The 23,770-nt window shown below is 51.1% G+C and carries 17 protein-coding genes and 3 pseudogenes; 15 read left to right on the top strand and 5 right to left on the bottom strand.

Annotated elements, in window-relative coordinates:
* The first annotated feature begins 89 nt into the window (after positions 1–89).
* The 9 genes and pseudogenes from nrfA to gltP all read left to right on the top strand — a co-directional run bounded on the left by nrfA (position 90) and on the right by gltP (position 9,579).
* On the top strand, positions 90–1,526 hold the full coding sequence (nrfA, locus tag GPJ68_RS23055; RefSeq protein ID WP_016155372.1) for an ammonia-forming nitrite reductase cytochrome c552 subunit: 1,437 nt from the start codon (positions 90–92) through the stop codon (positions 1,524–1,526).
* Positions 1,527–1,570: 44 nt separating this feature from the next.
* A complete protein-coding gene (gene nrfB / locus GPJ68_RS23050) occupies positions 1,571–2,137 on the top strand; it encodes a cytochrome c nitrite reductase pentaheme subunit (RefSeq protein WP_005132587.1) in 567 nt (188 codons plus the stop codon).
* Positions 2,134–2,805 (top strand): cytochrome c nitrite reductase Fe-S protein, encoded by a 672-nt coding sequence (gene nrfC, locus GPJ68_RS23045; RefSeq protein ID WP_016155373.1) that lies wholly within the window; start codon positions 2,134–2,136, stop codon positions 2,803–2,805. Before nrfB ends, nrfC begins: the two co-directional genes overlap by 4 nt.
* Positions 2,802–3,758 (top strand): cytochrome c nitrite reductase subunit NrfD, encoded by a 957-nt coding sequence (nrfD, locus tag GPJ68_RS23040; RefSeq protein ID WP_016155452.1) that lies wholly within the window; start codon positions 2,802–2,804, stop codon positions 3,756–3,758. Before nrfC ends, nrfD begins: the two co-directional genes overlap by 4 nt.
* 8 nt (positions 3,759–3,766) lie before the next feature.
* A pseudogene (locus GPJ68_RS23035) lies at positions 3,767–5,161 on the top strand (heme lyase CcmF/NrfE family subunit); the annotation flags it as partial.
* A 70-nt stretch (positions 5,162–5,231) separates the two neighbouring features.
* Positions 5,232–6,236 (top strand): IS110-like element IS5075 family transposase, encoded by a 1,005-nt coding sequence (locus GPJ68_RS23030; protein WP_000427614.1) that lies wholly within the window; start codon positions 5,232–5,234, stop codon positions 6,234–6,236.
* A 249-nt stretch (positions 6,237–6,485) separates the two neighbouring features.
* Positions 6,486–7,305: pseudogene (gene nrfF / locus GPJ68_RS25295) on the top strand (heme lyase NrfEFG subunit NrfF); the annotation flags it as partial.
* Positions 7,302–7,922, top strand: a complete 621-nt coding sequence (gene nrfG / locus GPJ68_RS23015) for a heme lyase NrfEFG subunit NrfG (RefSeq protein ID WP_047357723.1) — start codon at positions 7,302–7,304, stop codon at positions 7,920–7,922. The pseudogene nrfF and the gene nrfG, both read left to right, overlap by 4 nt.
* A gap of 343 nt (positions 7,923–8,265) precedes the next feature.
* Positions 8,266–9,579 (top strand): glutamate/aspartate:proton symporter GltP, encoded by a 1,314-nt coding sequence (gene gltP / locus GPJ68_RS23010; protein ID WP_016155378.1) that lies wholly within the window; start codon positions 8,266–8,268, stop codon positions 9,577–9,579.
* A gap of 50 nt (positions 9,580–9,629) precedes the next feature.
* Here the strand turns inward: gltP and yjcO are convergent, their stop codons facing one another.
* The gene (gene yjcO, locus GPJ68_RS23005) at positions 9,630–10,319 is read right to left on the bottom strand and encodes a Sel1 family TPR-like repeat protein YjcO (protein WP_016155379.1); all 690 of its coding nucleotides are present in this window, start codon (positions 10,317–10,319) and stop codon (positions 9,630–9,632) included.
* Positions 10,320–10,422: 103 nt separating this feature from the next.
* Entirely contained in the window at positions 10,423–12,570 is a 2,148-nt protein-coding gene (fdhF, locus tag GPJ68_RS23000) for a formate dehydrogenase subunit alpha (protein ID WP_082201324.1), read from the bottom strand.
* Between the two features lie 288 nt (positions 12,571–12,858).
* Here fdhF and GPJ68_RS22995 point away from each other — a divergent pair, with 288 nt between their 5' ends.
* Entirely contained in the window at positions 12,859–13,590 is a 732-nt protein-coding gene (locus GPJ68_RS22995) for a response regulator (RefSeq protein ID WP_019077857.1), read from the top strand.
* 14 nt (positions 13,591–13,604) lie between these two features.
* Here the strand turns inward: GPJ68_RS22995 and GPJ68_RS22990 are convergent, their stop codons facing one another.
* The 3 genes from GPJ68_RS22990 to GPJ68_RS22980 are packed head-to-tail and all read right to left on the bottom strand — an operon-like array spanning position 13,605 to position 16,164.
* Complete coding sequence (locus GPJ68_RS22990) at positions 13,605–14,609, bottom strand: carbohydrate kinase family protein (protein WP_104651965.1); 1,005 nt, start codon at positions 14,607–14,609, stop codon at positions 13,605–13,607.
* Positions 14,606–15,466, bottom strand: a complete 861-nt coding sequence (locus GPJ68_RS22985; protein ID WP_016155383.1) for a ketose 1,6-bisphosphate aldolase — start codon at positions 15,464–15,466, stop codon at positions 14,606–14,608. Before GPJ68_RS22985 ends, GPJ68_RS22990 begins: the two co-directional genes overlap by 4 nt.
* A gap of 14 nt (positions 15,467–15,480) precedes the next feature.
* On the bottom strand, positions 15,481–16,164 hold the full coding sequence (locus GPJ68_RS22980) for a D-lyxose/D-mannose family sugar isomerase (RefSeq protein WP_104651966.1): 684 nt from the start codon (positions 16,162–16,164) through the stop codon (positions 15,481–15,483).
* A gap of 550 nt (positions 16,165–16,714) precedes the next feature.
* Between GPJ68_RS22980 and GPJ68_RS22975 the strand changes: the two genes are divergently transcribed.
* The 5 genes and pseudogenes from GPJ68_RS22975 to GPJ68_RS22955 all read left to right on the top strand — a co-directional run bounded on the left by GPJ68_RS22975 (position 16,715) and on the right by GPJ68_RS22955 (position 23,770).
* Positions 16,715–19,255: a type VI secretion system Vgr family protein gene (locus GPJ68_RS22975; RefSeq protein WP_104652426.1), complete on the top strand. Its 2,541-nt coding sequence runs from the start codon at positions 16,715–16,717 to the stop codon at positions 19,253–19,255.
* Positions 19,248–21,344 (top strand): annotated as a pseudogene (locus GPJ68_RS22970) (alpha/beta hydrolase). The gene GPJ68_RS22975 and the pseudogene GPJ68_RS22970 overlap by 8 nt, the downstream one beginning before the upstream one ends.
* Positions 21,345–21,353: 9 nt before the next feature.
* A complete protein-coding gene (locus tag GPJ68_RS22965; protein WP_180837014.1) occupies positions 21,354–22,130 on the top strand; it encodes a hypothetical protein in 777 nt (258 codons plus the stop codon).
* Positions 22,131–22,176: 46 nt separating this feature from the next.
* On the top strand, positions 22,177–22,947 hold the full coding sequence (locus GPJ68_RS22960) for a hypothetical protein (RefSeq protein WP_180837012.1): 771 nt from the start codon (positions 22,177–22,179) through the stop codon (positions 22,945–22,947).
* A 46-nt stretch (positions 22,948–22,993) separates the two neighbouring features.
* Positions 22,994–23,770, top strand: a complete 777-nt coding sequence (locus GPJ68_RS22955) for a hypothetical protein (protein WP_180837431.1) — start codon at positions 22,994–22,996, stop codon at positions 23,768–23,770.

Raw genomic sequence — 23,770 nt, 5'->3', positions numbered from 1 at the left:
TGTCATGACAGTATTCGTGTGGTTGCTGTTATGGAAAACAATAAAAGAACCGCCATTGCAGATAATGGCGTCATCTGGATGAGACCCCTATGGCAAGGATAAAATCACGCGTACGCCGTTTCTTCAGCCTGTTATTACCTTTATTATTTATTTCTGCTGTTCACGCTGAACAAACTCCTGTACCCGCAAAAACCGTCACCGTTGAAGCGAAGAATGAAACCTTCGCTCCTCAGCATCCCGATCAATATCTCTCCTGGAAAGCCACGTCTGAGCAATCAGCCCGTGAAGATGCGCTGGCAGAAGATCCGCGTCTGGTGATCCTGTGGGCGGGATATCCATTCTCGCGCGATTACAACAAACCGCGTGGACACGCCTATGCCGTGACCGATGTACGTGAAACCTTACGTACCGGCGCACCAAAAACGGCTGAAGACGGCCCGCTGCCGATGGCCTGCTGGAGCTGTAAAAGCCCGGACGTAGCACGTCTGATCCAGAAAGACGGTGAAGATGGCTACTTCCATGGTAAATGGGCGCGCGGCGGTCCAGAAATTGTTAACAATCTCGGCTGTGCAGATTGCCATAACACTGCGTCACCAGACTTCGCCAAAGGCAAGCCAGAGCTGACGCTGTCGCGTCCTTATGCAGAACGCGCGATGGAAGCAATCGGCAAACCGTTTGAGAAAGCCGGTCGCTTTGATCAGCAATCCATGGTCTGCGGTCAGTGCCACGTGGAATACTACTTCGACGGTAAAAACAAAGCCGTTAAGTTCCCGTGGGACGAGGGCATGAAAGTCGAGAACATGGAGAAATACTACGACACCATCGCCTTCTCTGACTGGACCAACTCCCTGTCGAAAACGCCGATGCTGAAAGCGCAGCACCCGGAATATGAAACCTGGAGCGCGGGCATTCACGGCAAGAACAACGTGACCTGTATCGACTGTCACATGCCGAAAGTGCAAAACGCGGAAGGCAAGATCTACACCGACCATAAGATTGGTAACCCGTTCGATAACTTTGCTCAGACCTGTGCGAACTGTCACACCCAGGATAAAGCGTCCCTGCAAAAAGTGGTCGCCGAGCGTAAACAGGCTATTCATGACCTGAAAATCAAGGTCGAAGATCAGCTGGTTCATGCGCACTTCGAAGCGAAAGCTGCATGGGATGCGGGTGCGACTGAAGCGGAAATGAAGCCGATTCTGGAAGATATCCGTCACGCACAATGGCGCTGGGACCTGTCTATCGCCTCACACGGTATTCACATGCACGCTCCGGAAGAGGGTCTGCGGATGCTGGGTAGCGCCATGGATAAAGCCGCCGATGCGCGTACCAAACTGGTCCGTCTGCTGGCGACTAAAGGCATCACCCATGAAATCCCGTTACCGGATATCTCTACCAAAGAGAAAGCCCAGGCGGCGATTGGTCTGAACATGCAGCAAATCAATGCTGAGAAGCAGGACTTCATCAAAACGGTGATTCCGCAGTGGGAAGATCAGGCGCGTAAAAACGGTCTGTTAAGCCAATAACCCCATTTCGCCCCGTCAGGGGCGGATAACTCAACGGAGTGAATATGAGCGTATTACGTTCGTTATTAACTGCTGGGGTGCTGGCGTCAGGCTTGTTCTGGAGCCTGAGTGGAATCACTGCCACGCCAACGCCGCAGGAGTCGGATCAACGCTGGACGGTTACCCAACAGCGTAATCCGGATGCCGCCTGTCTGGATTGTCACAAGCCAGATACCGAAGGTATGCATGGTAAGCATGCAGAAGTCATCAACCCGAATAACAAACTGCCGGTCACCTGCACCAACTGTCACGGCCAGCCGTCACCGAACCACCGTGAAGGGGTGAAGGATGTGATGCGCTTTAATGAGCCGATGTACAACGTTGAACAGCAGAACAGCGTCTGTATGTCCTGCCACCTGCCTGAGCAGCTACAAAAAGCGTTCTGGCCACACGATGTCCACGTAACCAAAGTGGCGTGTGCCAGCTGTCACTCACTGCATCCGAAGCAAGACACGATGCAGACGCTAAGTGATAAAGGACGGATCAAGATTTGCGTCGATTGCCACAGCGATCAGCGTAACAATCCGAACTTTAACCCGGCGTCGGTTCCGTTGCTTAAGGAGCATCCATGAGTTGCTCTCGTCGCCAGTTTATCACCCGCGTCGGCGCGCTGGTGGCAGTGAGCGGGACGGCGGGACGCGTTGTGGCGAAGACGCTGAACATCAACGGCGTACGTTACGGTATGGTACATGATGAGTCACTATGCATCGGCTGTACGGCTTGCATGGATGCTTGTCGGGAAGTAAACAACGTGCCGGAAGGGGTATCGCGTCTGACGATTATTCGCAGCGAGCCGCAGGGGACGTTTCCTGATGTGAAGTATCGCTTCTTCCGTCATTCGTGCCAGCATTGCGACCATGCCCCCTGCGTTGACGTCTGCCCGACGGGGGCATCGTATCGCGATGCCGCCAGCGGTATTGTGGATGTGAACCCGGACCTTTGCGTTGGCTGCCAGTACTGTATCGCCGCGTGTCCTTATCGCGTGCGCTTTATCCATCCGGTTAGCAAAACGGCGGATAAATGCGATTTCTGTCGGAAAACCAATCTGAAAGCGGGCAAGCAGCCCGCCTGCGTTGAGTCGTGTCCGACGAAGGCGCTGACGTTTGGTAATCTGGACGATCCCAACAGCGATATCTCCCGCTTGTTGCTGCAGAAAACCACCTACCGTTACAAGCTGGCGTTGGGCACAAAACCGAAGGTCTACCGCGTTCCCTTTAAATTTGGGGAGGTGAGCCAATGACATCCGCTTCTGCATTTCATTTTGAATCACTGGTGTGGGACTGGCCCATTGCCATCTATCTGTTCCTGATTGGCATCTCCGCCGGACTGGTCACGCTGGCGATTCTGCTGCGTCGTTTCCATCCGGAGGCGGGCGGTTCTGACAGCACGCTGCTACGCACTACGCTGGTGTTAGGGCCGGGGGCGATTATCTTCGGTCTGCTGATTCTGGTGTTCCACCTGACGCGTCCATGGACCTTCTGGAAACTGATGTTCCACTACAGCTTCACTTCGGTGATGTCGATGGGGGTCATGTTGTTCCAGTTGTACATGGTGGTGCTGGTGCTGTGGCTGGCAAAAATCTTTGAAAAAGAGGTGATTGCTCTGCAACAGCGCTGGCTGCCGCGATTAGGGATCGTACAGAAAATGCTGACGTTGATTGCGCCGTTTCATCGCGCGCTGGAGACGTTAATGCTGGTGCTGGCGGTCCTGCTCGGGGCGTACACCGGTTTTCTGCTGTCGGCGCTGAAATCCTACCCGTTCCTGAATAACCCGATCCTGCCGGTGCTGTTTCTGTTCTCCGGGATCTCCTCCGGCGCGGCGGTGGCGCTGATCGCCATGGCGTTACGTCATCGTAGCAATCCGCACAGTACCGAAGCGCACTTTGTGCATCGCATGGAAGTCCCGGTGGTATGGCTGGAGATCTTCCTGCTGGCGGCGTTTTTCGTCGGTCTGGCGCTGGGCGATGACGGCAAAATGCGCGCGCTGGCGGCGGCACTGGGCGGTGGATTCTGGACCTGGTGGTTCTGGCTGGGCGTGGCCGGGCTTGGGCTGATACTGCCGATGCTGCTAAAACCTTGGGCCAACCGCAGTTCGACGTTTCATGGCGTGCTGGCAGTGTGCGGCGCCAGCCTGACCGGCGTACTGCTGCTGCGCTTTTTTATTCTCTATGCGGGTCAGCTAACCGTTGCGTAAGGTGATATCTGGACGTTCTCCTTCCTGAAGCCGGTTTTCTGGCACTGTTGTTAAGCCTCGGGGTCAACGTGTTGACCCCGCTTGCCGTGTTGGTGGGTGTCCGCCAGCGCTGGCAAGGCGTAATGCGCCTGGCCAGCGTGGGCATGTGGACGCAGTTTTCGCTGCTGCTGCTGGCCTTTGCCATTCTGATATTCTGCTTTCTGACCAGCGACTTTTCGGTGGTCTACGTTGCTCAGCATAGCTACAGCCTGCTGCCGTGGGGATTAAAACTGGCGGCGGTGTGGGGCGGGCATGAAGGATCGCTGCTGCTGTGGGTGCTGTTTCTTTCCGGCTGGAGCGCGCTGTTCGCCTTGCGCTATCGGCGTGATTCCGACCTGCTGTTTCCGTTAACGCTCAGCGTCCTCGCACTGATAACGGCCCTGCTGCTGCTGTTTGTGGTGGTATGGTCCGATCCGTTCGTGCGTATCTTCCCGCCAGCCATTGAAGGGCGCGACCTTAACCCGATGCTGCAACATCTCGGGTTAATCCTCCATCCGCCGCTGCTGTACCTGGGTTACGGTGGCTTGATGGTGGCGGCAGGCGTGGCGCTGGCCTCACTGCTGCGCGGTGACTTTAATGCGCAGAGCGCCGGGGTGTGCTGGCGCTGGGCGCTGCCTGGCTGGTGTGCGCTGACGCTGGGGATTATCCTCGGCTCCTGGTGGGCCTACTGTGAGCTGGGCTGGGGGGGCTGGTGGTTCTGGGACCCGGTAGAAAATGCCTCCTTATTACCCTGGCTTTCCGCCAGTGCGCTGCTGCATAGTCTGTTCATCACGCGCCAACGTGGGATCTTCCGCCACTGGTCGCTGCTGCTGGCGATCGTCACGCTGATTTTATCGCTGCTGGGGACGCTGATTGTGCGTTCCGGCATTCTCGTTTCCGTGCACGCTTTTGCGCTGGATAACGTCCGCGCCACGCCGCTGTTTGCGCTGTTTACCGTATTGAGCCTGGCATCGCTCGGGCTGTATGCCTGGCGGGGACAGCAAGTCCGCCAGAATGCGCGTTTTGGCGGCTGGTCGCGCGAGATGCTGATTCTGGTCGCGCTATTACTTTTTTACGCGGTGCTGCTGATTGTGCTGATTGGCACCCTTTACCCGATGATTTACGGGTTGTTCGGCTGGGGGCGGCTCTCCGTGGGCGCACCGTACTTTAACCGTGCTACGCTGCCCTTTGGCCTGCTGATGCTGCTGGTTATCGTGCTGGCGACGATCAGAAGCCGCAAAGTGCCTGTGCGTTGCCAGCTTCCGGCACTGCTGGCGCATGCCGGGGTGCTGGTGTTTGCGGCTGGGATCGTCTTTTCCAGCGGTAGTCGTCAGGAGATAAGCCTGAATCTCAGCCCCGGGCAGCAGGTGGAACTGGCGGATTATATTTAATGAGATGGTCACTCCCTCCTTCCCAGTACTATGCTGAGGACAGGCTTTCATTCGGAGAACCATCATGGAAAACATTGCGCTTATTGGTATCGATCTGGGTAAGAACTCTTTCCATATTCATTGTCAGGATCATCGTGGGAAGGCCGTTTACCGTAAAAAATTCACCCGACCAAAGCTAATCGAATTTCTGGCGACATGCCCGGCAACAACCATCGCGATGGAAGCCTGTGGCGGTTCTCACTTTATGGCACGCAAGCTGGCAGAGTTAGGGCATTTTCCAAAGCTGATATCACCGCAATTTGTCCGCCCATTCGTTAAAAGCAACAAAAATGACTTCGTTGATGCTGAAGCTATCTGTGAAGCAGCATCACGTCCATCTATGCGTTTCGTGCAGCCCAGAACCGAATCTCAGCAGGCAATGCGAGCTCTGCATCGTGTCCGTGAATCCCTGGTTCAGGATAAGGTGAAAACAACTAATCAGATGCATGCTTTTCTGCTGGAATTTGGTATCAGCGTTCCGCGAGGTGCTGCCGTTATTAGTCGACTGAGTACCCTTCTTGAGGACAGTAGTTTGCCTCTTTATCTCAGCCAGTTACTGCTGAAATTACAACAGCATTATCACTATCTTGTTGAGCAGATTAAAGATCTGGAATCTCAGTTGAAACGAAAGTTGGACGAAGATGAGGTTGGACAGCGCTTGCTGAGTATTCCCTGCGTTGGAACGCTGACTGCCAGTACTATTTCAACTGAGATTGGCGACGGGAAGCAGTACGCCAGCAGCCGTGACTTTGCGGCGGCAACAGGGCTGGTACCCCGACAGTACAGCACGGGAGGTCGGACGACATTGTTAGGGATTAGCAAGCGGGGCAACAAAAAGATCCGAACTTTGTTGGTTCAGTGTGCCAGGGTATTCATACAAAAACTGGAACACCAGTCTGGCAAGTTGGCCGACTGGGTCAGGGAGTTGTTGTGTCGGAAAAGCAACTTTGTCGTCACCTGTGCTCTGGCAAACAAGCTGGCCAGAATAGCCTGGGCACTGACGGCGCGACAGCAAACTTACGAAGCATAAAGGCAGAAATACACCAGTTTAAACAATCATTCATCTGGTTTTGCGAATACTGATATTGATGATACTAACGGCCCACCGGCCTGTTGAGGAACCTGTAAAACGGAAAGGCTCATTGAAGCCGTATATTTTCTGGAGGTTCATCAGGCGCGGAACTCATCGAGGCGCGGGAATAAAATCCCATTCAGACGCCGGATAGATTCAAGCAAGCCAACTTGTCGTCAAAATCGGTGTTGCAAAAACGGGAGTGACCATAGATTCCGTTTTGAGCGTCTCGACCTGGAAGCAAAAGGTAACTACACCAGTGAAAAAGCGCAAATCACGCTGTGGCAAAATGAGAAACGCATTGGCAGCCTGCAGTCCGAAAGACGCTTTTATGCTGCGCGCCGTCAACAGATGATGGAGCCGGGGATCCGCTGGAATCTGATGCATGACTGGTATGCGGTAATCGGCGAAAAAACCGGACCGGACCGTTATGCCATGCGCTTGTACGTACAGACCGGCGTGCGCTGGATTTGGGGCGGGGGACTGTTAATGGTCTGTGGTGCGCTGCTGAGCGGATGGCGAGGGAGAAAGCGCGATGCATAAACTAATCAACGTGTTGCCGGATGGCGGCGAACGGGGTGTGAAAACTGTTGGTCGGATAAGCGCAGCGCCATCCGGCAGAACATGTTTACTGTTAGCTATCATTTTGTTTTTCATCGCCTTCGCGACACATGCCCAGGTTGTGGACACATGGACTTTTGCCAACCCGCAACAACAGGAAAAAGCATTGTCTATTGCCAGCCAACTGCGCTGTCCACAGTGTCAAAACCAAAACTTGCTGGAATCCAATGCGCCGGTAGCGGTCAGTATGCGCCACCAGGTTTATAGCATGGTGGCGGAAGGGAAAAGTGAAGCCGAGATAACGACGTGGATGACCGATCGCTACGGTGATTTTGTGCGCTACAACCCGCCGTTGAATGAGCAAACGCTGCTGCTGTGGGCGTTGCCGTGCCTGTTGTTATTGCTGGTGGGCGTGGTGGTCTGGCGGGTGAGAAGGCGTCAGCGCGTAGAGGAGGATGTGCAATGAGCCAGTCCACCCATTCCCCTGCGCCGTTACGCCCACTCCCTGTGAAGTGGCTGACCGCTGCGACGGTGCTGATGGTTGTGGCCTGCATCGGAGGTTATCTGTTGACGCCAAAATGGCAGGCGGTGCGTCAGGAACAGACGCGGCTGGCGGACCCATTACATGCGTTCACTGATGAAAATGTTCAGGAAAAACAGCTGCTTTTGCTGCAATCGCAAATTCGTGCTAATCCACAGGACGGTGTGAAATGGGCACAACTCGGTGAGTACTATCTTTGGCAAAACGCGTATCATAATGCGCTGCTGGCCTACGAGCAGGCGCTGCGTGTAGGGGGTGAAAATGCTGAGATCTATTCAGCGCTGGCAACGGTATTGTATTACCAGGCCGGGCAGCATATGACACCGCCCACTCGCGAGATGATTGATAAGGCTCTGGCGCTGGACCCGACAGAGGTCACTGCGCTGATGCTGTTAGCCTCAGATGCGTTTATGCAGGCAGATTACGCCCAGGCCATTTCAGTGTGGCAAAAAGTTATGGATTTAAACTCGCCGAGGGTGAACCGGGCACAGCTCATTGACTCTATTAATATGGCGAAGTTGTTGCAGAATCGGCAAAAATAAATTTGTTTCTTTTGTGATTTGTATCATTTGGCCTGTTTAAAAAACAGGCGAACGAACAAATGAGCAAAAAAACTCACGCCATGACTTCTTCATTTTTGAACATATTAAAATTCTTTTATAACAAAAACTTATTCATCAATACCCCGATAAAATTGCATTTTTATGCATAAATTCAGCTGAAGGCTCTGTTCCTGGAGGGTTGCGCGAGACAGTACGCAAATGATAATGATAATAAGCGTTAAAAAACTCCATAAACGAACGCAACACAATTCATACCCTTTCAGTATGTACTATTACCACACACCGCATGTGGAATAGCGCTCCATCGAGGAAGTCCGTTGTTATGAAAAATTTGAAAGTCAGCCTGGCATGGCAGATTCTGATCGCTATGGTGCTGGGCATTCTGCTGGGGAGTTACCTGCATTACCATAGTGACAGCCGTGAATGGCTGGTTGTAAACCTGCTGTCACCGGCGGGCGATATCTTTATCCATCTGATCAAAATGATTGTGGTGCCCATTGTTATCTCTACGCTGGTTGTCGGTATCGCCGGGGTCGGCGATGCAAAACAGCTGGGCCGTATTGGCGCCAAAACTATTATCTATTTCGAAGTAATCACCACCGTGGCGATTATCCTGGGTATCACGCTGGCGAATGTGTTCCAGCCAGGCACCGGGGTGGATATGTCGCAACTGGCGACCGTGGATATTTCGAAATATCAAAGCACGACCGCAGAAGTACAGAGCCACGCGCATGGCCTGATGGGGACAATTTTGTCACTGGTGCCAACCAACATCGTCGCATCGATGGCAAAAGGCGATATGCTGCCGATTATCTTCTTCTCGGTGCTGTTCGGTTTAGGTCTGTCTTCCCTGCCGGCAACTCACCGCGAGCCGTTGGTTACCGTATTCCGCTCTATTTCCGAAACCATGTTTAAAGTCACTCACATGGTTATGCGCTACGCGCCAGTCGGTGTTTTCGCGCTGATTGCCGTTACCGTCGCGAACTTCGGTTTTGCCTCCTTGTGGCCGCTGGCGAAGCTGGTGCTGTTGGTGCATTTCGCCATTCTGTTCTTCGCGCTGGTGGTGCTGGGGATCGTGGCGCGCATCTGCGGTTTGAGCATCTGGATCCTGATCCGCATTCTGAAAGACGAGCTGATTCTGGCTTACTCTACAGCCAGCTCCGAGAGCGTGCTGCCGCGCATTATTGAGAAGATGGAAGCCTATGGCGCGCCCGCTTCAATCACCAGCTTTGTGGTGCCGACCGGCTACTCATTCAACCTTGATGGTTCAACTCTGTACCAGAGTATCGCCGCTATCTTTATCGCGCAGCTGTACGGTATCGACCTGTCGCTGTGGCAGGAAATCGTGCTGGTGTTGACGCTGATGGTGACCTCGAAAGGGATTGCGGGTGTGCCGGGCGTATCATTCGTGGTGCTGCTGGCTACGCTGGGCAGCGTGGGGATCCCACTGGAAGGCCTGGCGTTTATCGCCGGTGTTGACCGTATCCTCGACATGGCGCGTACCGCGCTGAACGTGGTGGGTAATGCGCTGGCGGTACTGGTTATCGCCAAGTGGGAACACAAATTTGACCGCAAGAAAGCGCTGGCCTATGAGCGCGACGTGCTGGGTAGATTTGATAAGACCGCTAATCAGTAATTCATGACAGCTTGCCGGATAAGCGTAGCGCTATCCGGCAATGCAAATCATTACCCGTTTGTTAACTTATCAAACTCTTCGCAGCCGGTATCGAATCCTTCCATACAGCTCAGATTCAGCCAGTGCAGCGCCTTCTGTTTATTCTTCACGATAAAACCCTGTTCACCGTTTAAGAACATCATCCCTGCCCAGTATTCGGAATAACCGGTGCGGGAAATGGCTGAGCTTCGTTTGAAATACCACGTCGCTTTCTCATCGTCAGCGGGAATGCCCACGCCGTTGGCGTAAATCAGGCCGAGCAGCATTTGCGCGTCGACGGCGGAGTCATTTTCCAGGTCTTCGGAGGCGTTTTGCAGCAAGGTAATGGCTTTAGGGTAATCGGTACGTCCAGCCTGGGTGTTGACCAGAATCCGCGCCAGGGTAAGTTCTCCCGCTTTACTGCCTGCTTTGGCTGCTTTTTCCGCCAGCGTTTTAGCCTGGGGGTAATCCAGACTGACCGGATTCGTAATTTTGATTTGCGCCAGTAGCGCGCAGGCGTCGGCATCGCCGTTGTCGGCGGCTTTTTGCGCCCAATACTCGGCTTTGCTCAAATCGCCCGAACTGAACCAGGTATCGGCAAGAAAGTACTGTGCGCGACGGTCCCCTGCCTCAGCGGCCTGTAAGTACTGGCTTCCTGGCTCAGTATCACTGGCATGGGCAAAGAATGTCATAAAGAACATCAATGCAATGAGTTGTTTCATTTTGAGTTTTATTTAGGGTACGGAATGAACAGTATAAAGAGATCGTATGGATAAAAAAACAGCCTCCGGGCGGAGGCTGTTGCAGAACAGTTACGTAAACGGACTAACCCATCGCGCTTTCGCGCAGGCTGGCTTTCAGCTTGGTGTACTCATCAATGACATACTGCTCGGCAGCGCGCTGATCGGCAATGCGTTCAACGTTAACGGCACAGTACTTGTACTCCGGCGTTTTGGTAATCGGGCTTAAGTTCTCGGTTACCAGCTCATTACATGCGCCAATCCACCACTGGTAGGTCATGTAAATCGCGCCTTTGTTTGGACGATCGCTGACTGCTGCACGGGTAATGACCCGGCCTTTACGCGAGTTAACCCATACCAGCTCTTCATCCTGGATGCCCAGGCGTGCTGCGTCGGCGGTGTTGATCTGGGCATAGCCCGGTTCATCCGCCAGCGCGGCCAGCGCCGCACAGTTACCGGTCATCGAACGGCAAGAGTAGTGGCCGACTTCACGCACCGTGGACAGCACCATCGGGTACTCCTCAGTGAGTTTGTCGATTGGCGCTACCCAGTCGCAGGTAAAGAACTGCGCCAGGCCGTTCGGGGTATCGAACTTCTCTTTGAAGAGATAAGACGTACCCTGGTCGGCTTCTGAGGTGTCGCGGCAAGGCCACTGGATATAGCCCAGTTCGCCCATTTTCTCGTAAGTGGCACCGTAGAAATCCGGGCACAGATGACGCAACTCATCCCAGATTTCCTGGGTGTTGTTGTAGTGCATCGGGTAGCCCATACGGGTGGCGATTTCACTGATAATCTGCCAGTCCGTTTTCAAATCCCACTTCGGCTCAACGGCTTTAAAGAAGCGCTGGAAGCCACGGTCAGCCGCGGAGAAGACGCCTTCATGCTCGCCCCATGACGTAGACGGTAAAATAACGTCTGCGGCAGCGGCAGTTTTGGTCATGAAGATATCCTGCACGATGACCAGTTCCAGATCCTCAAAGCCTTTGCGCACTGCGGAGAGTTCAGCGTCGGTCTGTAATGGATCTTCACCCATAATGTACGCCGCGCGGACTTCGCCATGCGCCGCACGGTGCGGCAGTTCACTGATGCGATAGCCGGTATGTGCAGGCAGACTTTCCACGCCCCAGGCTTTAGCGAACTTCTCGCGGTTAGCCGGATCTTTCACATACTGATAGCCCGGATAGGTATCCGGTAGCGCGCCCATGTCGCATGCGCCCTGAACGTTGTTCTGGCCACGAACCGGGTTAACGCCCACGCTTGGCTTACCGAGGTTGCCGGTCAGCATTGCGAGGCTGGTCAGTGAACGCACGGTTTCCACACCCTGATAGAACTGGGTAACACCCATGCCCCACAGGATGGCCGCGCTTTTTGCCGTGGCGTACATACGGGCAGCCTGACGAATATCCTGTGCGCTAACGCCAGTGACATCTTCGACGGACTCCGGCGTGTAGCCTTCGACAATCTTGCTGTACTCTTCGAATCCTTCGGTACGGGAGGCGACGAACGCCTGGTCGTACAGTTTTTCTTCGATGATGACATGACCCATAGCGTTGAGCAGCGCGATGTTCGAGCCGTTTTTCAACGCGATGTGCATATCGGCAATACGCGCGGTTTCAATTTTGCGCGGATCGCAGACGATAATTTTCGCCCCGTTACGTTTAGCGTTAATCACGTGATTCGCCACGATCGGGTGGGAATCCGCCGGGTTGTACCCGAAGATGAACACTAAATCTGTGTTATCAATTTCATTGATAGCATTACTCATTGCGCCGTTACCGACCGATTGGTGCAGACCTGCAACCGAAGGGCCGTGTCAGACGCGAGCGCAGCAGTCAACGTTATTGGTACCAATAACGGCGCGCGCGAATTTTTGCATTACATAGTTGGTTTCGTTACCCGTACCGCGAGATGAACCGGTCGTCTGAATAGCGTCCGGGCCATACTTCGCTTTGATGGCGCTCAGACGAGTGGCGACGTAATCAAGCGCTTCATCCCAGGAAACGGATTCCAGTTTGCCGCCACGCTGGCGACGGATCATTGGGGTTTTCAGACGAGGGGTCAGGATCTGGGTATCATTGATAAAATCCCAGCCATAGTAGCCCTTCAGACACAAGGTACCCTGGTTGGTTTTCCCCTGCGCCGCTTCAGCCCGGACGATTTTGCCGTTATCGACCACCAGGTTGATTTTGCAACCTGATGCGCAATATGGGCAAACCGTGACGACTTTTTTCATCGGTCTCGCTCCAGTTAATCAAATCACGCATACGCGCTTGTCGCTTGAGTTATGCATCTTTTATGCCATGTTTTTATCAGGGGCATTAGTCGATATTACGGGCGAATTTTGCGCAAAACCCTGACGAAAAACAGGCTGTCGTCATATTTGACGTGACGAATCTCCAATACGTGACGGCCCGGCAGTGTGACCGAGGTTATGTTTCCCACACATCCTTGTGCCTTATCGCTGTCACTCTGTGCAGAATCAATCACACTCATTTAAGTTGGCCAGAAATGGGGAAAAACAATGAAGCCAGCCATACTGGTTGTGGATGATGACATCGCTGTCTGCACGCTTTTACAGGATGTGCTGAGCGAACACGTCTTTGCAGTGACCGCATGTCACACCGGGCAGGAGGCGCTGCGCTGCATTGAGACTCAGCCGGAAATCGCTCTGGTATTGCTGGACATGATGTTGCCTGATATTAACGGTCTGATGGTGCTGCAGCAGGTGCAAAAGATGAGACCCGGACTACCGGTGGTGATGCTGACTGGGCTTGGCAGCGAGTCGGATGTGGTTGTCGGGTTGGAAATGGGCGCTGACGACTACATCGGTAAACCGTTCAATGCGCGGGTGCTGGTGGCGCGGGTAAAGGCGGTACTCAGACGCGTCGGCGTGTTAACGGCAGAAAGCGGCAGCCCGCAAACCACGGGGCTTTCTTTTAACGGTTGGCATCTCGATACCGCCGGTTGCCAGTTACATAATCCTCAGCAACTGAAGGTGGAGTTGACGCAGGGGGAATACAGCCTGCTGCTGGCGCTGGCCCAAAACGCCCGCCGGGTACTTAGCCGAGAACAGCTGCTGGAACTGACGCGCAGCGACAGCGTTGAGGTGTTTGACCGCACCATTGACGTGCTAATCATGCGGTTACGGCGAAAAATAGAGAACAACCCGCATCAGCCGATGCTGATCAAAACCCTGCGCGGGCTGGGCTATGTGTTTGCCGCCGACGTTCAGCATCATGATAAGGCGGCGTAAACGTCTTATCCGGCTTACAAGGACGCTATATCGGCTTTTAACTCTGCCAACGTTTTCGCGCCGTCTATCGCGTTGGCGCACAGCAAACTGGCCCGTGCGCAGGCGTGTGCCAGCCTGACGCTGTCCGTCAGCGACCAGCGTTCATGACAGCCATACAAAAATCCGGCGCAAAACGCATCTCCCGCCCCGACGCTGCCAACGATCTCCTCCGGCGCCAGATACTGTGACGGGATCCAGACGCCCGGCAGATCCGGCGCTTCACCCCAGGCGCCTTCCGGACAGTGGATAACCACCCGCTGGCGTACGCCCGCATTCAGCAGTTCGCGCGCAGCGGTGGCGATGTGCGCAATATGCAGCTCCCCGTTGGGCAGGCGGATCTCCAGCCCGCTGAATTCCCCGGCTTCCAGCTCGTTAATTACCAGATAGTCGAGATGACGCAGGGCTGGCATCACCAGCTGCTGATAGCGCGGGTCGCCCTTGCGTGAAACCAGATCCAATGATGTTTCAAAGCCGTTGTCGCGCATTTGCGCCAGCAGCCGTGCGCTACGCGTGCCGTACTCCTCATCCGGCATGTCCAGACTGTCGAGCAGCAGCAGATAGCCAAGATGGAAGATTTTCATCGAGGTATCCAGTTGCTCAAAAGCGAGCAGATCCAGCAGCCGGTTGGCGCCGGGCGAGTGGAAAAAGGTGCGCTGACCGCTGGGATCGGTCATCACCTGTGACATCGACGTGGGGGCGAAAGTCGTGCGCTGCACATGTTGGCGATTAACATGATACTGCTCCAGCATCGCCATGATGTAGTCGCCGTCGCTATCCTGACCGATTAACCCCACTGCCTGCAGCGGCAGTCCGGTGTGCATTTTCGCCAGCGTCAGCAGTACGTTCAGAGGCGCACCGCCCGTCGCGCGTTCGCTACGGATGATTTCCGCCAGCCAGCCGCGTTCCGGCCACTGCACAATTTGATGCACATGATCGACCAGCATGTTGCCTGCGGCGATAACGCCTCTGCGTTCCATCAGACCCGTCCCGCGCTGCCAAAAATACGCATCTGTTCTGAAACGGTATCGGTAATGGCCTCTTCAATGGCGAGCAGCAGTTCGGCAAATTCGTCGTACAGGGGCTGACGATTCGCTATTCTTGTCTCTACTGCCGACAGCGCCGCCTGCGACATGCCGGTATAGAAGTTGATTTTGTGAATGCCGAGTTCAATTGCGCGCTTGAAATCGTCGTTGCTAATGCCGGAACCGCCGTGCAGTACCAGCGGGATCGCCGCCTGCTGGCGAAGGGCGTCCAGACGCGGAAAGTCGAGCACCGGTTCGCCTTTATATTTGCCGTGTGCATTACCAATGGCGACCGCCAGCGCGTCAATCCCGGTTCTGTCGACGAAATCACGCGCCATCATCGGGTCGGTAAATAGCGACTCGTCGGCATGACCATACAACGCGCCGCCCTCATCGCCTCCCACCGCGCCCAGTTCGGCTTCCACCGATACGCCGACGGCGTGACACATCTTCACCACTTCGCGGGTTTGACGAATATTTTCTTCATACTCCAGCGTGGAGCCATCAAACATCACTGAACTGAAACCTAAGCGCAGTGCCCGAACCACCGACTCAAAGTGCAGGCCGTGGTCAAGGTTCAGCACTACCGGAATGTCATGCCGCGCGGCTTCGAACTTGACCGCTTCGACCAGAGAATCCAACGAGATATATTTAAAATGCACCTCGGCGATGTTGATGATAAACGGCGAACGTTCCTGCTTTGCCGCGGCAAACAGCGCGCGCAGGAAGTGTGAGTCCAGAACGTTAAACGCCCCTAAGGCATAGCGGTGCTCGCGGGCATGGGCAAGGCCATCGGCGAGAGATATCAACGGCATAATGCGCTCCTTGGTTAGCGGAACAGGCGATACTCATTACACAGCACCAGCTGCGCCGGTTCGTCTTCTTCAATGTCGTTATAGCGGGCGATCGGTTGCAGAAAATGGTTATCGTGGTCGTCGTCATTAACAGAAGAAACCTCGCCGACCAGCACGTCGCCAAAACCTTCTTCCGCCCAGAAGCTGTGATACAGGCCCGGTGGCAGGCAGATGCTTTCACCCGGCGTCAGGCGCAGTTGACTGCCTGCCGCATGGGTTTGCCGACAGCCGTCAATCACCACGCTCACGTCGCTGTCCTCCTGTTGTTCTTGGATCCCCGCATTCCACAGTTCCACAATTAAATTACCGCCGCCGCGATTGATAATGTCTTCGCGTTTGCGCCAGTGAAAATGCATCGGCGTGACCTGAGCATCGCGAACATGCATGATTTTCTCGGCGTAGCATTTCTCGTAAGGCATTCCTTTCGGCGAGCCATTACGCAGGGTAAACAGCGTTAACCCTTGCGCGGCGAAATTGTTGCCGCCAAACGCGGTGACATCCCAACCGAGCTTAAGGTCGAAAACTTCTCTCCAGGCGGCGGGATCAAGCTTGCGCCATTGGGTCGGCGGGAAACTGGCGAAAGGGGGGAGATGCACGTCGTGCTGAGAGAAAAACTGGCGCGTGTGGCCAAGGATTTCGTTTATTGCTGAGCGTTTCATTGATTCTCCTGTGGCTGATAAGATGACCTTTATGCGGCCCTCTTCTCAAAGAAGAGGGAGAAAATCAAAAGCTTTCCCATGGATAAAATGGACACAATCCGGTTACCTCTCCCTCACAGCAGAATAGGGAATAGTTATATTTTATTGTGTTTTTCTATGTGGTGATGTGATTCATTCAATAAAATGATAAATAAAAAGAGCATTTTCACAAATGTTATTATAAATCATTATCTTAATATGTTTGTTTTTTTAGTCGAATCTCAGTTTTCTGCAGTCATTGGGATGTGAGCGCTGGCGTGTTGCCTCGCGATTAAAAATGAATAATACATAATATAAATAATCTTATTAAAATCTGCTGCTATTGAATATAAAATGTCGTTAGTTAACCGATTGTTTATATATCATAAGTGTACTACGTACTTTGCTAATAACTATTTGTTTAGTTTTAAAATATTTTTTTAGTAAAAAATAACCTTCTTAGTAGTCTTGTTGGTATGCTGATTAAACTTTATTCTTTATGTATTACTGTCTTTCTGCAAGGGATGCGATAATGAAAAAAGGTTCTGGCTTCTATAATCTTGAAGGTATGATTTCAGATGATAGTATAAATAAATACTTATTAACCATCAGAGGGTCGGTAAATTTAGGTGTACTTGATGTTGAATCAATTGATGGAAAGGAAAGTCTAAGTAAACCATATAGTTATAAAATAACATTCACTTCAAAATGTAAAGATATCCCTCCAGAATCTCTTCTTAATATTGAAGCTATGCTACAAATTAGAGCCCCTAATAATAAATGGAGTAAATATGTTCAGGGTTCTGCAATGTGGATCAATGAGCGGCAAATAGAAGGGGTTATTACATCATGTTCACTTATTAGCACTTCAGCGGATGAATCACTGTACGAAATCAGGCTGGAGCATAAGCTTGCATTACTCTCACGACGCAGGCGATCGGCTATTTACCTGAATATTAACGTTCCGAAACTGGTAACGCAGATCCTCAAAGAGCATTTTTTTGCTGATTATGAAATCGACTTTGATAAGCTTCTTTCTACCTATCCTGACCGGGAAATGATCGTACAGTGGGAGGAATCAGATTTAGCGTTTGTCAGCCGCATCCTGTCAGAAGTTGGGATCTGGTTCAGGATTGAAAATCATCATGCGGTTTCGCACATTATGGTGCTTATCTTTAGTGATTCCCAAAGCCGGTACATCTTCGATCAAAAGATTATGCATGCATCTCACGCGGGTCTGACAGCAAATGATTACGCGATCGATAAGCTGGTATCAAAGCACAACCTTGTCTCCGCAGCCGTTAAAGCAAAGAACTTTGACTACCGGCTTGCCAACTCGCTAATACTCAATGCTGATGCCGATGGGGCTGAACAAACATCGACGACGTATGGAGTGGATTATCGTTATGCGGATATTCACCACCAGCCGGGATCGAAATTTGCAGAGGAACAACCGGGCGAATCCAGCTGGTTCTACGCCAAACTGCATCACGAAATTATTCTTAATAATCAATCTGTTTTAAGCGGGGTGACCACCAGCCCGTCGATCGCGCCAGGTATGGTGCTTGAAATCGACGGTACTATTCCGCAAGCGTTTACTTCAGGATTTGTGGTAACGGCAATGCGGGTGACGGGGAGGCGTGATGCCGCCCTTCAATCCCAAGTGATCGGTATTCCTTACAGTGAGCGCGTTTGCTTTCGGCCGCAGCCACTACCCCGACCACGTATCGTGGGTACGGTTCCCGCAATTGTTTCCTCCCGAATAGACAATGACAAATATGCCCATATCGATGTGCAGGGGCGCTATTGGGTGAAGTTTGATTTTGACCTCGACCAACATAAGCAAGGCTATGAAAGTATGCCCGTCCGTCTGGCACGGATTTATGCCGGTGATACTTATGGTCATCACTTCCCGCTCATTCAGGGGGCGGAAGTTGCCATTGCGTTTGAAGGTGGTGATCCGGAAAGGCCTTTCATTGCCCATGCGCTGCATCATGCTCCAAAGCCTGACCTCGTCACCAGCCGTAACAATACCCGCAACGTAATCCGTACTGCGGGCCACAATAAGCTGCGGATGGAGGACCGACGCGGACAGGAACACGTCAAGTTAAGTACCGAATACGCTAAAACCCAGCTGAACATGGGCCACCTTGTTGATGCTGGTGGTAAGCCGCGCGGTGAAGGCGCAGAACTGCGCACCGATGAGCGGGGGGTGTTGAGAGCCGCAAAGGGAATATTGCTGACGACAGAGGCGCAGCCAAAAGCCCAGGGCAAGCAGCTCGACATGAACGCAGTTGTTCAACAGCTACAGGCTGCGCTTGTACTGGCAACCTCTCTTCAGCAGAGCGCCCTGACGGCGCAAGCGTTAAACGTCGAAATGGGGCAACAGCAGCAGCTTAACGCCGCACTTGAACAGTTGACTCAGCCGGGGCTGGTGGCCTATGCCGATCAAGGTATGGCTCTGCTCACACCAGAAACCATGGCGCTGTCGGCAAACAAAGATCTGTCGCTGAATGCGGCCAATAACGGCAGTTTTAATGTTTTTAAAAAACTCTCCATGGCTGTCGGACAGGGTTTATCGCTTTTCAGCAGAGCGATCGGGATCAAAATTATTGCCGCAAAAGATGATATTTCCGTCCAGGCGCAGCGTGGTGAAATGGGCCTGCTTTCCGATCAGCATTTTCATATTCAAAGTATGAACGGCAATGTGACCATCAGCGCCAAAAAGAATATTCAGTTGCTGTGCGGGGGGGGCGGTATCCGAATAAATGAAGATGGCTCAGTAAAAATATTCTCTCCCGCTAAAGTGCAGTTGAAAGGCACCACTCTTGACTGGAGTGGGCCGGAATCCGTTAAAGATAAATCCCCCGTTTTTCAGGAAGACCAGTTTCACCGCCGCATTAAATTACATGGTTATGGGAATACGGACGATGTTCTGAAAAAGACAAAATTCAGACTGACTAAGGCCTCCGGTGAAATCATTGAAGGTGTTACCGACGATGAAGGCATGACGCCGTTACTGGATATGACGGAAATGGATGAAATGAAAATGGAGATTTTGCCAAATGAGTAACAGTCCCTTTAATCCGCAAGTCGTGGCGACGGGGGTACAAGGCGTGCCTAAATCCACCGGCGGAAAAATGGCAGTCTGCGAAGTGGCGGTTAAAAACCCTATGCCCTGTATTGTGATCCTTGTTCATGGTGTTAACGATGTGGGCGAGGCGTATCAAAATCAGGAGCAGGGGATCATTGCCGGCCTGAATGAACGTATGGGCCGTACGGATATGTATCCGCATGAATGGCACCAGTTCAAAATGGATATGGGCGATGGCGAACAGCAGCAGGTGAAAATGCCTGGGCGCAGTCCGGTTATCCCATTTTACTGGGGATATAAACCTGTTGATCATGCAACGTATATCGAGGACCAGCGGCGTTATCGTGATGAGCTGGCTAAATCAGGCAGCGCCGCAAAGCTGCCTTACAATGCCTACCAGGAAGATGACGCCACGAAGCTGGCAAAGTTAGGACACATTCCTCAAACCACGTTGAAATATCAGAATGATAATTTCGGTAATGTTCTCGACGATGTGTATGCCAAAGGCGGTGGCACCTTTGCGAATGCGACAACCACTATTCCGGATATGTTAGGCCCGGGCTCCGGCGGCCTGACGAATGGCGCTGCAGGATTTGCTTCATTTCATATGAATGGTGGGGATTTTACGCATCCTATTTATGATAACCCTCACCGTATTTATCAGTTTTTTGCCGCGCAGCGGCTGGCCGATTTAATCCTGATGATTCGAAGAGAACCGGCAACCCAATTCGATCCTATCAATATTGTTGCGCACTCCCAGGGAACGATCATTACCATGCTTGCCAATATGCTGGTTAAATCGGCAGGGGCGGACCCCGTTGATTGCGTTATTCTTAATCACTCCCCCTATGCGCTTGAAAATACGTTTGCCGAGAGTGCGACCCCCGGACATCACCAGACGGATCGCGCCCGTCAGCAGACGTTTAAAAATTTCTGTCATTTGATGGCGACAAACGATAAATATGGCAAAGGAGAATACCACACCGGAGCGGAAATTGATGATATAGAAGGCGCAACATGTCTGAGTAAAACCCATTCTCAATGGCGCAAGAATAAGCTCTATACCCGCAATAACTTCGGCAAGGTGTATAACTATTTTTGCCCCAATGACAGTGTTGTCTCATTACTTAACGTGCAGGGTTTTGGCTGGCGAGGCATACCTCACGACATTGCGAGTGGCATAGAGAATTTGCGCCAGCGTGTTTTCTGCGAAAATGGCCCCGATATAGGTTGTAGCCCCCAAAGCGTGCCTTTTGAAATGCCGACGTTAAAAAAGGGAAGTTTTAATCAGGATACGGGTTTTACTAAACAATATACGTTTTCCGATGTTGTGATTAATGGTGAACAACTTCCCGTTACTTTTAAGCATCAACTACAGGGGGGTGAGAGCAAGTATCAATATTCGTTAGAGCCTGATTCCCCCGATCAGGTCATCTCATTTTCTGCAAAAGCCACTACTATTTCCCGTACTGAGACAGATATTAAAAGTCTCAGCGGCGCAGGTTTCGATTTTTTACAGCCAGGTCGGGAATTAACACCAGCAGAACTCACAATGTTCAGCAATAAATATGGTAAGCGTTATACCAAAGGCGCTGTCCTTGGAGGGGGATACAATAAAACCGTACAGCTGATTTATGAAAAAACGGCGGATGAACTGAAAAAAGAATGGATGCACTCAGACCCTGTTGGTTACAGCCAGCATTCCTCTATTGTTATGTCAAAAGATGCCCCAGCGAAAGCAATGGCCTTCGATCTAGCGGTGGGGATATGCAGGGCATTTGATTACGAAAATGGTGAGTTCTGGGTAAAACTACTTCGCCGTGGGGACTAGCGTATGAAGAAAAATGGTTTTTCTGATACTGTTGAATATTATAAATCAGGAGTGCTAAATAATAGGAAGACAAAAATATATATGAATAAACCTGATGAGATACTACCCAAGGGGGCATTTGGTGTAGTGAATGAATACTGTCATTCAACAATAGTTAAACCGGCAAGGCATAATGAAATATACAATACGGAGATTTCTAATCTGCAATGGGATATGCCTAAGCCAATTAACGTATAAGGATAATTTATGAAATTGGAGATTGTTTTAAAGATAATAATTGGTGCGTTCTTGCTATGCGCCGTCTCTGCCTGTACAAAATCACCCTCGCAGATTATTTATCGCTATGATGATAACCGCTATCTGGAATTGAAAGGCTTCAATTGTGATGGCGCACTTTGGTATCATGACAATAAAAGAAGCATACATAAAGAGATCTATGATGGCATATTTACTTCCTTCAGAATTTTTACAGGTGAATATATTCATCCTTCCGATAAATATATATTTATTCCTGAGTGGGAGCCGGGTGCATACACAATATCCAAAGACTATGGGCAAACATGGGAGGTGGCATCTTATATGTCTCCATTTCAGGGGCAAGAGAGAAATTCAGAGGGGAATATGGTCGACAGACCGGAGGGAAAAGAAATCAAAAGAGTGGTGGTGGTTAATAATCAGGCATTTATTACCACTTCGCAGAATCATTTGTATATGAGTTCATACCCTTTTGACGATCCGCGTCTAAAACCCGGCGGGCCGGGTATAGATTATAAATACTTTGATGACACATATTATCTCTACAGGCCAGGTAAACATAAATCCAAGGGTAAGTATGTAGACGCTCATATGAGACCTGAATCTCCAGGTGCGGCCTGGGGGACGGTCGTTTTTATGAAAGCTGCTTTAGCCCATTTAACGGAGGGTTATAAGGCAAATTATCAAAACCTGCCCGACAAAGAACCAGAGGTGGTGGGCTATAAGGGATGGACCCGGATGCGCTGTGACCTGGATGCGGGAAAATAATCTGCAATGGGATATGCCTGAGTCGCTTAACGTTTAAGGATAAATAATGAAAATGAGAAGTATGTTAAAAATAATAATCGGAGCAATCTCGCTATGCGCCGTCTCTGCCTGTACAAAATCACCCTCACAGATTATTTATCGATTTGATGATAATCGTTATCTGGAACTGATCGGATATGATTGTGAAGGATATGTTGTTTATCATGATATAAAAAGAAATATTCATAAGTCAATTTATAGCAACCCAATATACATGGTATTTACGGGAGAATATATTCATCCTTCAGAACAGTATATTCTGGTGCCTGAATGGGAACCTGGGGCATATAAAATATCCAAAGACTATGGGCAAACATGGCAGGTGGCATCTTATATGTCCCCATTTCAGGGGCAAGAGAGAAATTCAGAGGGGAATATGGTCGACAGACCGGAGGGAAAAGAAATCAAAAGAGTGGTGGTGGTTAATAATCAGGCATTTATTACCACTTCGCAGAATCATTTGTATATGAGTTCATATCCTTTTGACGATCCGCGTCTAAAACCCGGCGGACCGGGTATTGATTATAAATTCTTTGATGACACGTATTATCTCTACAGGCCAGGTAAACATAAATCCAAGGGTAAGTATGTAGACGCTCATATGAGACCTGAATCTCCAGGTGCGGCCTGGGGGACGGTCGTTTTTATGAAAGCTGCTTTAGCCCATTTAACGGAGGGTTATAAGGCAAATTATCAAAACCTGCCCGACAAAGAACCGGAGGTGGTGGGCTATAAGGGATGGACCCGGATGCGCTGTGACCTGGATGCGGGAAAATAATCTGCAATGGGATATGCCTGAGTCGCTTAACGTTTAAGGATAAATGATGACACTGAGAAGTATGTTAAAAATAATAATCGGAGCAATCTCGCTATGCGCCGTCTCTGCCTGTACAAAATCACCCACACAGGTTATTTATCGCTATGATGATAACCGCTATCTGGAATTGAAAGGATTCAATTGTGATGGGGCACTTTGGTATCATGACAATAAAAGAAGTATACATAAAGAGATCTATGATGGCATATTTGCTTCCTTCAGAATTTTTACAGGTGAATATATTCATCCTTCCGATAAATATATATTTATTCCTGAGTGGGAGCCGGGGGCATACACAATATCCAAAGACTATGGGCAAACATGGGAGGTGGCATCTTATATGTCTCCATTTCAGGGGCAAGAGAGAAATTCAGAGGGGAATATGGTCGACAGACCGGAAGGAAAAGAAATAAAAAGAGTGGTGGTGGTTAATAATCAGGCATTTATTACCACTTCGCAGAATCATTTGTATATGAGTTCATACCCTTTTGAGGATCCGCGTCTAAAACCCGGTGGGCCGGGTATAGATTATAAATACTTTGATGACACGTATTATCTTTATAAACCAGGCAAACATAAATCCAATGGCGAGTATGTGGACGGTCATACCAGTCCTGAATTTCCTGGACGAGCCTGGGGGACAGTCGTTTTTATGAAAACTGCTTTAGCTCATTTAACGGAGGGTTATAAGGCAAATTATCAAAACCTGCCCGACAAAGAACCAGAGGTGGTGGGCTATAAGGGATGGACCCGGATGCGCTGTGACCTGGATGCGGGAAAATAA

The organism is Citrobacter sp. 172116965, from assembly GCF_013458095.1.
Classification (GTDB): domain Bacteria; phylum Pseudomonadota; class Gammaproteobacteria; order Enterobacterales; family Enterobacteriaceae; genus Citrobacter; species Citrobacter braakii.
This window is presented reverse-complemented; position numbering and strand designations above follow the sequence as displayed.